4 protein-coding genes and 1 pseudogene are annotated in these 10497 nt (G+C 76.0%); all 5 read right to left on the bottom strand.

The window, feature by feature from the left end; genetic code table 11:
• Window positions 1-24: 24 nt before the first annotated feature.
• Window positions 25-1029 (bottom strand): dihydroxyacetone kinase subunit DhaK, encoded by a 1005-nt coding sequence (gene dhaK, locus IF02_RS0116800; RefSeq protein WP_030157700.1) that lies wholly within the window; start codon window positions 1027-1029, stop codon window positions 25-27.
• Window positions 1030-1309: 280 nt separating this feature from the next.
• Window positions 1310-2590, bottom strand: coding sequence for an MFS transporter (locus IF02_RS0116805; protein ID WP_030157702.1), 1281 nt, complete (start codon window positions 2588-2590; stop codon window positions 1310-1312).
• Complete coding sequence (locus IF02_RS34825) at window positions 2587-8964, bottom strand: amino acid adenylation domain-containing protein (protein WP_051696271.1); 6378 nt, start codon at window positions 8962-8964, stop codon at window positions 2587-2589. Before IF02_RS34825 ends, IF02_RS0116805 begins: the two co-directional genes overlap by 4 nt.
• 131 nt (window positions 8965-9095) lie before the next feature.
• Window positions 9096-9668 (bottom strand): annotated as a pseudogene (locus IF02_RS35540) (condensation domain-containing protein); the annotation flags it as partial.
• On the bottom strand, window positions 9661-10419 hold the full coding sequence (locus IF02_RS35545) for a phosphopantetheine-binding protein (protein ID WP_234318240.1): 759 nt from the start codon (window positions 10417-10419) through the stop codon (window positions 9661-9663). The gene IF02_RS35545 and the pseudogene IF02_RS35540, both read right to left, overlap by 8 nt.
• Window positions 10420-10497: the final 78 nt, after the last annotated feature.

A 10497-nucleotide genomic window follows, 5' to 3' on the forward strand; every position in this document is an offset into this window, starting at 1 on the left:
TCCACGCCGTGTCTGCCCAGCTTCTCAGCAGCCCCACCGCAGGGCCGGGGTCCGCACGGGCGCGTCCCACAACCGCAGCAGTTCCTCGTCCGCGCGGCACAGCGTCACCGAACACCCCGCCATGTCGAGGGACGTGACGTAGTTTCCGACCAGCGTCCGCGCCACCGGCACTGCGCGCTCCGCGAGCACCCGCGCCATCTCCGCGTGGAACCCGTACAGCTCCAGCAGCGGCGTCGCCCCCATGCCGTTGACCAGCGCCAGTACCGGCCCGTCCGCCGGAGCCACCTCCCCGAGCTCCTCCAGTACGGCCCCCACCGCGACCTCCGCGATCTCCCGGGCCGGCATCATGGCCCGCCGCTCGCGGCCCGGCTCGCCGTGGATGCCGATCCCCAACTCCAGCTCCCCGTCGGGCAGGTCGAACGTCGGACTGCCCTTCGCCGGTGTCGTGCACGCGCTGAGCGCCACCCCGAAGCTCCGCGAGGACGCGTTGACCCGCCGGGCGAGCTCCGCGACCCGCTCCAGCGGGGCGCCCTCCTCGGCGGCCGCGCCGGCGATCTTCTCGACGAACAGCGTGGCCCCGGTGCCGCGCCGCCCCGCCGTGTACAGGCTGTCGGTGACGGCCACGTCGTCATTGACCAGCACGCGCTCCACCCGCAGGCCGTCCTCCTCGGCGAGTTCGGCGGCCATCTCGAAGTTCAGCACGTCCCCGGTGTAGTTCTTGACGACGAACAGCACCCCCTGCCCGGAGTCCACGGCAGCCGCCGCCCGCAGCACCTGGTCGGGCACCGGGGAGGTGAACACCTCTCCGGGGCACGCGGCCGACAGCATCCCGTATCCCACGAACCCGGCGTGCAGCGGCTCGTGCCCCGACCCGCCCCCGGACACCAGCCCGACCCGCCCCCCGGCCCGCGCGTCCCGCCGTACGACGACCCGCCGCTCCACGTCGACCTCCAGATCGGGATGCGCGGCCGCCATCCCCCGCAGCGCATCGGCGACGACGGTTTCGGGACTGTTGATCAGCATCCTCATGAGCATCTCCCGGTGACGTTGAAAGGTGACTCTCCGAGCAGTGTTCTTGCAGGACCCACTGCCGGCTTCGGTGACGCCCGGTCAGGCAGCACGCCGACTGCGCGCCACTCACTTCGACGGTAGGGGAGCCCACCCCGCAGCGACGGGCAGACGGGGTCTCGGGCGTGGCGCAGGGCGCGGACCGCCCGGTCGGCGACGGGCTGGGCAGGTCGGGTATCGCCGGCCGCGGTGGAGGCCTCCGCCCAGCCGGTCAGCGCTGTCGCGATCTCGACCGGGACGCTCACAGGGCGACCCCGTCCCCCTCCCTGGCCGGCTCCGGGACCGTCGGGAGGTCCTGCCCGGCGCGGAGCGGGCCCGTCAGGAGGAGCAGCGCGCACAGTGCGTTGCCGCCGTAGAGGAGCCACAGGGCGTCGCGTTCGCCGAGGAGGGTGCCGAGGGCGCCGCCGAGGAGGCTGCCGACGGGGATCGTCCCGTACATCACGAAGCGGATGGTGGAGCCGACCCGGCCCAGCATGTCCGGCGGGCAGTACGCCTGCCGGAAGCTCACGATGATGACGTTCCCGGCGACCACCCCGGTCATCAGGCAGAACTCCCCGACCAGGAAGGCCAGCAGCCCCACCCCGTCCGTGGTGAGCGGGATCAGCAGCCCGAACGGGCCCCCGCAGAAGGCGCACAGCAGGACCGCCCGGGCCGTCCCGAACCGGCGGGCCAGGCGCGGCGAGACCACCGCGCCCAGGACCCCGCCCAGCCCGGCCAGCGCGATCAGGACACCGATCAGCGCGCCCGGCGCGCCCACCGTCCGGCTCAGGAAGAGGATCGACAGGGACTGCGCCCCGCCCAGGAACAGGTTCATCGCAGCGTCGCACAGCAGGATCGTCCGCAGGAACGGGTCCCGCGCGAGGAAGGCCACGCCCGCGCGGATCTCCCCGGCCAACGACCGCTCCGCGGCGGCCCGTTCCTCACCGCCCGGCGGGCCCTCCGGGGTCCGGATCCGCAGCAGCAGCGCCGCCGAGACCAGGAAGCTCAGCCCGTCGGCGAGGAAACCGGCCGCCGCGCTCCCGGCCTGGGCCAGCGCCCCGCCCGCCGCCGGTGCGACGACCTCCGCGACCGATTCGCTGGTCTGGAGCCGGGCGTTGCCGTCGGCGAGCTCCTCGAGCGGCAGCACGGTCGGCAGGTACGCGCTGTAGGCGGCCCGGAAGAACACGTCGGCGGTACCCGCCAGGACGGCCACCAGCAGCAGTTGAGCGGTCGTCAGGAGATCCAGCCAGACCGTCGCGGTCAGCGACAGCATCAGCACTGCCGACACCGCGTTGCACACGATCATCACCGGCCGGCGGCGCATCCGGTCGGTCCACGCCCCCACGGGCAGCCCGAACAGGAGCCACGGCACCCAGGCCGCGGCGCCCAGCACCCCCATGGTGAAGGGCCCCGCGTCCAGCGTGTCCACCGCGATCAGCGGCAGCAGCACCCGGGTGGCCGAGCTCCCGAACTGGCTCACGGACTCCCCCGCCCACAGCAGCCGGAAGTCCCGGCGGCGCAGCGCGCCCCGACCGGCGCTCACCGGCCCACCGTGCCCTCGCCCAGCAGCGCGGCGATCTCGGCGGCGGGCTTGGGCGCCATCATCTCGCCGTGCGCGCAGGGCACTTCGTGGTGGGTGACCGGGCCGGTCACGTACGGCTCCCACACCCGCGGCCCGGGCGCGTCCGGCTCGTGGGCGGCGACGGCCAGCGTCACCCCGCCCCGGAACACCCCGGGACGGTGGGCGGCGGCCAGCCGGTCGTGGTGGACGTAGGCCTCGCCCAGGGCGGCGACGGTCTCCCCGTCGAAGACCGACAGCGGGCCCTCCTCGGCGGCCGCCGCCACCAGCTCGGCGAGGGTCAGCGGACCCCCTGCGGCCGCGGCGCACTCCTCCCGCGGCGGATAGCCGAGCGATTCCAGCAGGTCCCGCAGCGGGTCCGCGGCCGGGGCCGCCGTCTCGCCGGGGGCCGCCGGATACCCGTCCAGCAGGGTGAGCCCGGCCACCTCCTCGCCGTCCTGCTGGAGCGTCACGGCCACCTCGTGCGCGACCACCGCCCCGAAGGACCAGCCCAGCAGGTGGTACGGGCCGTGCGGCTGCACCGCGCGGATCCGCGCCGCGTACTCCGCGGCCATCTCCGCGACGCTCCCGGGCCGTGCCCCCGGCTCGCTCAGCGCCCGCGACTGCAGGGCGTGCACGGACCGCTGCGGGTCCAGGTGCTCCAGCAGCCCCCGGTACACCCAGCCGGTACCCGCGCCCGGGTGGACGCAGAACAGGGCGGGCGCGCCGGGCGCCCCCGTGCGCAGCGTGACCAGCGGTGCCAGCGGGTCCGCGTCCCCGCGGGGGACGGCGCCGCCGGAGCGGGCGGCGAGCCCGGCGACCGTGGGCGCGGCGAACAGGTCCTGGACCCCGAGCTCCTCGCCCAGCGCCTCGCGCACCCGGGCCATCAGCCGGGCCGCCAGCAGGGAGTGGCCGCCCAGGTCGAAGAAGCCGTCGTCGGCGCCGACGGCGTCCGCGGGCAGCCCCAGCACCTCGGCGAACAGGCCCGCCAGGACCTCCTCCCGCCGGTTGCGCGGCGCCCGGCGCCCACGGCCGTCCCCGGCCGCGCCGGGCTCCGGCGCGGGCAGCGCGGCCCGGTCGAGCTTGTCGTTCGGGGTCCGAGGGAAGGCGTCGAGCACGACGAACGCCGACGGAACCATGTGCGCCGGGAGCGTCCCCGCCAGATGGGCGCGCAGGTCCGCCGCGTCCACCGCGGAGCCCGTACCGCCTGCGCCGCCGGGGGCCGGGACCACGTACCCGACCAGCCGCTTCGCACCGCCGGGGCCGTCCTCCCGTACGGTCACCGCGGCCCGGTCCACCCCGGGCGCCGCCGCGAGCGCGGCCTCGATCTCGCCGGGTTCGACGCGGAAGCCGCGGATCTTGACCTGGTCGTCGGCGCGGCCGAGGTAGTCGATGCGGCCCTCGCGGTCCCGGCGGACGAGGTCGCCCGTGCGGTACATGCGGGCGCCGTCCTCGAACGGGCAGGCCACGAACCGCTCCGCCGTCGTCCCCGGGCGCCGCAGGTAGCCCCGCGCCAGCCCGGCACCCGCCAGGTACAGCTCGCCGGGCACCCCCGGCGCCACCGTGTTCAGAGCCGCGTCGAGCACGTAGGCGCGGGTGTTGGCGACGGGAGCGCCGATGAGCGGGCGCTCGCTGCGCGCGGTGTCCCACCACAGGGCGTCGACCGTGCACTCGGTGGGTCCGTACAGGTTGTAGGCGAGCATCCCCTCCGTGGCGCGCAGCCGGCTCCACAGCCCCTCGCCCGCGGCCTCGCCGCCGATCAGCAGCAGCCGCGGCGGGGCGTTGAGCAGGCCCTCCTCGATCAGGTGCTCGGCGTGCGTCGGGGTGGTGTCGACGACGTCGAGGGCGGCGTCGGCGACGTGCCGGGCGAAGGCGGCGGAGTCGCGGCGCATGGCGTCGCCGATCAGGTGGAGTTCGTGCCCGGCCACCATCCACATCAGGGCGTCCCAGGAGGCGTCGAAGGACAGCGAGGCCACCAGCGCCACCCGCAACTGCCGTCCGGCAGCGGTCCGTTCCGCCTCGGCCATGGTGTGGGCGCGGTGGAAGGCGTACAGGTTGCGCAGCGCCGCGTGGTCGACGACGACGCCCTTGGGCCAGCCCGTGGACCCCGAGGTGTACACGACGTACGCGGCGTCGCCCGGCCGGGGCAGCCGCAGCGGCCCGGCACCGGGCGCGGAGGCGGCGTCGGTGTCCGCCTCGTCCGCCTCCTCAGTGAGGACGAGCGGGACCTGTGCCGGCCCCGCGAGCGGCAGCAGCGGGGCGGTCGCGGAGTCCGTGACCAGCAGCGCCGGGGCGGAGTCGGCCAGCATGTGCGCGATCCGCTCGGCCGGGTATCCGGTGTCCACCAGGACGAACGCCGCACCGGCCTTGAGGACGGCCAGGATCGCGGCCACCGCCGCCGGGGAGCGCGGCAACGCGATGGCCACCACCCGCTCCGGACCCGCCCCGTCCCGGACGAGACGCCGGGCGAGCCGGTCGGACCAGGCGTCGAGGGCGGCGAAGCCGATCCGCTCGGCGCCGTGTACCAGCGCGGTCGCGTCCGGGGTGCGGGCGGCACGCGCCGCGAACAGCTCGGGCACGGTGGCGTCCGGCACCGGCAGCGCGGTGTCGTTCCACTCCGTCAGCATCCGCCGGCGGGCCTCGGGGGTCAGCGGGTCGGCGGCCCCGACCGGCAGTTCCGGCGCCGCCGCGAGCAGCCGGACCATCCGTACCAGGGCCGCGGCGAGGTCCTCGGCGGTGGCGTGGTCGAACAGCTCGGCCGCGTACTCCAGGAAGCCCGAGATCCCGGCGGGGCGGCCCTCGGCGTCCCGGCGCTCCTGGACGTCCAGCGTCAGGTCGAACTGGGCGACGTCGAAGCGGAACGGTTCGGGGCGGACGTCGAGGCCGGGCAGCGCGAGCGTCCCGTCCTCGCCGTCCTGCACTTGGAGCAGCACCTGGAAGAGGGGGTGGCGGGCGAGGGACCGCTCGGGGTTGACCGCCTCCACGACCCGCTCGAAGGGCACGTCCTGGTGTTCGTACGCCGCGAGGTCGGTCTCCCGGACCCGGCCCAGGAGTTCGGCGAAGGTCGGATCGCCCGAGACGTCGGTGCGCAGGACGAGGGTGTTGACGAAGAAGCCGACGAGGTCGTCCAGGGCCTCGTCCGTACGGCCCGCGACGGGCGTCCCGATCGGTACGTCGGTCCCCGCGCCGAGCCGGGACAGGGTCACGGCCAGCGCCGCCTGCACCACCATGAAGAGGGTGCAGCCGTGCTCGCGGGCCAGTTCCAGCAGCCGGCCGTGCAGCTCGGCGTCCAGGCCGACGGGGACGGAGCCGCCCGCGAAGTCCGCCACCGCCGGGCGCGGCCGGTCGTAGGGCAGGGCCAGCTCGGCGGGCGCACCGGCCAGTGCGCCGGTCCAGAATGCGAGTTGGCGGGAGATCGGGCTCGCGGGGTCGTCCTCCGCGCCGAGCAGCTCCCGCTGCCACAGCGTGTAGTCGGCGTACTGTACCGGCAGCGGTTCGAAACCGGGCGCGGCGCCCGCGCACCGGGCGGCGTACGCCTCGGACAGGTCCTGGAACAGCGGCCCCCAGGACCACCCGTCGAGCGCGATGTGGTGCACCACCAGGGCCAGCACCCACTCCTGCGGCCCGGTAGCGAGCAGCGCCGCCCGTACGGGGGGCCGCGCGGCCAGGTCGAACGGGCGGGCCAGCAGCGCGTCGAGGGCCCCGGCGGTTCCCTCCGGACCGCACTCCACCAGGTCCAGGGGCACGCCGCCCCCGGCGGGCAGCACCCGCTGGTACGGCTCGCCCGCCGCCTCCGGGAACACCGTGCGCAGGGCCTCGTGCCGGTCGGTGACGTCCCGCAGGGCCGCGGCCAGCGCCGACGTGTCGAGCGGGCCGCGCAGCCGCAGCGCGAACGGGCAGTGGTAGCCCGTGGACTGGCCCGCCCGGCTCAGGAACCACAGCCGGCGCTGGGCGGCCGACAGCGGCGGGGCCTCGGGCCGCTCCGCCGCCGCGGCCAGGGCCGGACGGGGGGCCGCCCCGGCTGTGGAGCCCTGCGCCAGGCAGGCGGCCAGCCCGGCCACCGTCGGGTGCTGGAACAGCTGGCGGATGCCCAGGTCGCCGCCCAGGACGGCCCGGATCCGCGAGAGCAGCCGGGTCGCGAGCAGCGAATGGCCGCCCAGCTCGAAGAAGCCGTCCTCGGCGCCCACCGAAGGCAGCCCCAGCACCTGCGCGAACAGCTCCGCCAGGAGCTCCTCGCGGGGCCCGCGCGGGGCGCGGGAGGAGAGCAGCGCGCCGAAGTCCGGCGCGGGCAGCGCCGCCCGGTCCAGCTTGCCGTTCCGGTTCATCGGGAAGGCCTCCAGGACCACGAAGGCCGAGGGCACCATGTGGTCCGGCAGCTGCGCGGCGAGCCGCCCGCGCAGCGCGCCCGGCTCGGCGCTGCGGCCCGCGGCCGCCACCACGTACGCCACGAGGCGCTTCCCGGCGGGCCCGCCGTCCCGGGCGAGCACCGCGGCCTGCGCCACCTCCGGGCAGGCCCGCAGGCAGGCCTCGATCTCGCCGGGTTCGATGCGGAAGCCGCGGATCTTGACCTGGTCGTCGGCGCGGCCGAGGTACTCGATGCGGCCCTCGCGGTCCCAGCGGACGAGGTCGCCCGTGCGGTACATGCGGGCCCCGTCCTCGAACGGGCAGGCCACGAAGCGGCCCGCGGTGAGCGAGGGCCGGTTCAGGTAGCCGCGGGCCAGGCTCGGTCCGGCCAGGTACAGCTCGCCCGGGACGCCCGGGGCGACGGGCCGCAGCCCGGCGTCCAGGACGTACGCCCGGGTGTTGGCGAGCGGGCGGCCCACGAGCGGCTCCTCGCTGAGGGCGGCGTCCCACCACAGCGTGTCGACGCTGCACTCGGTGGGCCCGTACAGGTTGTGGCAGAGCATCCCGTCGGCGGCCCGGACCCGCGTCCACAGGGCCGCGCCCGCCGCCTCGCCGCCGAGCAGCAGCACCTTGGGCCGGTGCGCGGGATCGTCCAGCAGGCCCTCCTCGACGAGCTGTTCGGCGTAGGTCGGGGTGACGTCGAGGGCGTCGATGCCGGCGCGGGCGATGTGCCGGACCAGCGCGGCCGCGTCGCGGCGGGTGTCGTCGTCGACGAGGTGGAGCTCGTGGCCGGCCACCATCCACAGCAGCCCCTCCCACGAGGTGTCGAAGGACAGCGCGGCCGTCAGCGCCATGCGCATCCGGCGCCCGCCGTGCAGCTCCTCGGCGCGGGCGATGACCCCGGCCCGGTGGAAGGCGTAGAGGTTGCGCAGCCCCGCGTGGTCGATGACGACGCCCTTGGGCTCGCCGGTCGACCCCGAGGTGTGGATCACGTACGCGGCGCTGCCGGGCAGGATCCGGCGGCCCGGGACGGGACCGGCGCCGCCCGCCGGGACCGGGCCCGGCGCGTCGACGAGCACGCGGACGGCGCCGGTGTCCGGGAGCCCCGGGGCGGTCGCGGCGTCGGTGACGACGGTGGTCGTGGTGCCCAGCAGCCGGGCGATCCGCTCGGCCGGGTAGTCCGTGTCGACGGGGACGAAGGCGGCGCCCGCCTTGAGCACCGCGAGCAGCGCCACGACGGAGTCGGCGGACCGGGGCAGGGCCAGGGCCACCAGGTGCTCCGGTCCGACCCCCTGCCCGGCGAGCCGGTGCGCCAGCGCGTCGGCGCGGGCGTCGAGTTCGGCGAAGGTCAGCGCGGTGTCCCGGAAGACCAGGGCGGTCGCGCCGGGGGTGCGGGCGGCCCGCTCCTCGAACAGCTCGGGCAGGGTCCCCGCGGGCACCGGCGCGGCCGTGTCGTTCCAGCCGGACAGGACCAGCGCGCGCTGCTCGGCGGAGAGCGGGTCGGCCTGCCCGACCGGGGCCGCGGGGTCGGCGGCGAGGCGCTCCAGCACCCGGGCGAGGGCGGCCGCGAGGTCCTCGGCGGTGGCCCGGTCGAACAGGTCCGTCGCGTACTCCAGGGCCCCGCCGATCCCGGCCGGGGCGCCGCCGGAGTCCCACCGCTCCTGGAAGTCGACGGTGAGGTCGAACTTGGCGACGTCCCAGGCGGCGGACTGCTCCGCGCACTCCAGGCCGGGCAGGGCGAAGGCGGGGCCCTCGCCGCTGTCCAGGGTCATCATCACCTGGAAGAGGGGGTGGCGGGCGAGGGACCGCTCGGGGTTGACCGCCTCGACGACCTGCTCGAAGGGCACGTCCTGGTGCTCGAAGGCGGCGAGGTCGCTCTCGCGGACCCGCTCCAGGAGCTCGGTGAAGGCCGGGTCTCCGGAGAGGTCGGTGCGCAGGACGAGCGTGTTGACGAAGAAGCCGACGAGGTCGTCGAGCGCCTCGTCCGTGCGTCCCGCGACGGCCTGGAGGACCATGAAGAGGGTGCAGCCGTGCTGCCGGGCCAGTTCCAGCAGCCGTCCGTGCAGCTCCTCGTCCAGCTCTCCCGTGTCCAGAAGGCCAGTTGCTCGGCGAGCAGGCTCTCCGGGTCGTCCTCCGCGCCCAGCAGCTCGCGCTGCCACAGCGTGTAGTCCCGGTACTGCACCGGCAGCGGCTCGAAGGCGGGCGCCCCGCCCGCGCACCGGGCGGCGTACGCGGCGGCCAGGTCGGTCAGGAGCGGCCCCCAGGACCAGCCGTCGGTGGCGATGTGGTGGATCACCAGCGCCAGCACCCACTCCTCGTCTCCCAGGGCGAAGAGGCGGGCCCGCAGCGGGAGTTCGGCGGTGAGGTCGAAGACGTGCCCGGCCTCGGCGGCCAGCGCCTCGGCGAGCTCCGCCTCGCCGAGGCGGACGACGGGCAGCTCCGGCGCCCGGTCGGTGATCTGCTGCACGGGCTCGCCGTCCACCTCGGGGAAGACCGTCCGCAGCACCTCGTGCCGCCCGGTCAGATCACCGAGGGCCGCGGCCAGCGCCTGCGGGTCCAGCGGACCGCGCAGCCGGGTGGTGAGCGGGCAGTTGTACGCGGCGCCGGTCTCGCCGAGCTGGCTGAGGAACCACAGCCGCCGCTGGGCGAACGAAACGGGAAACACAGGACCTCCAGGGGCGTGCGCGGTGGTGCGGGGGTGGGGGGACGGCTCAGGCATCGGCGGCGCGGCGGAGCGTGGGACGGGCCTTCGGCGCGTCGGTGAGCAGGGCGGCGGTGCGGGCCGGGGTCGGGTGCTGGAAGAGCTGGCGGATCTTCAGCTCCCGGCCGAGTTCGGCCCGGATCCGGCTGATCAGCCGGGTGACGAGCAGGGAGTGGCCGCCCAGGGCGAAGAAGTTGTCGTCCGGGCCGACCTCGTCCCGGTCGAGGACCTCGGCATACAGGGCGCGGACGCGGTCCTCGGTGCTGCCGCCCGGGTCCGCGGCCGGCTCCGGCGCGGCGGGGGCGGCCGCGGCCGTGCGCGGGGCCGGGCCGTCGACCGAGCCGACGGCCCGCTCCGGGGCGGCCGCGAGACCGCGCAGCACCAGGGCCAGGTCCGCCGCCAGCCGCTCGGCGCTCGCGTGGTCGAACAGCTCGGTGGCGTAGGTGAGTTCCCCGGTGAGGCCCAGCGGGGTGCCGTCGGCGGCGCGCTGCTCCCCGAGGTCCACGCCGAGGTCGAACTTGGACACCGCCCACTCGACGGGGTGCGGCTGGGCCGTGAGGCCCGTCAGGCGGGGCAGGGCGGGCGGCTCGTTCTGGACCTGGAGCAGCACCTGGAAGAGGGGGTGCCGGGCGAGGGACCGCTCCGGGTTCACCCCCAGCACGACCCGCTCGAAGGGCACGTCCTGGTGGGCGTACGCGGCGAGGTCGCTCTCCCGGACCCGGGCGAGGAGGTCCGTGAAGGCCGGGTCTCCGGAGAGGTCGGTGCGCAGGACGAGCGTGTTGACGAAGAAGCCGACGAGGTCGTCGAGCGCCTCGTCCGTGCGTCCCGCGACGCTCCTTGGCCCAGA

It is taken from the genome of Streptomyces sp. NRRL S-244 (genome assembly GCF_000717915.1).
In the GTDB taxonomy this organism is placed as follows: domain Bacteria; phylum Actinomycetota; class Actinomycetes; order Streptomycetales; family Streptomycetaceae; genus Streptomyces.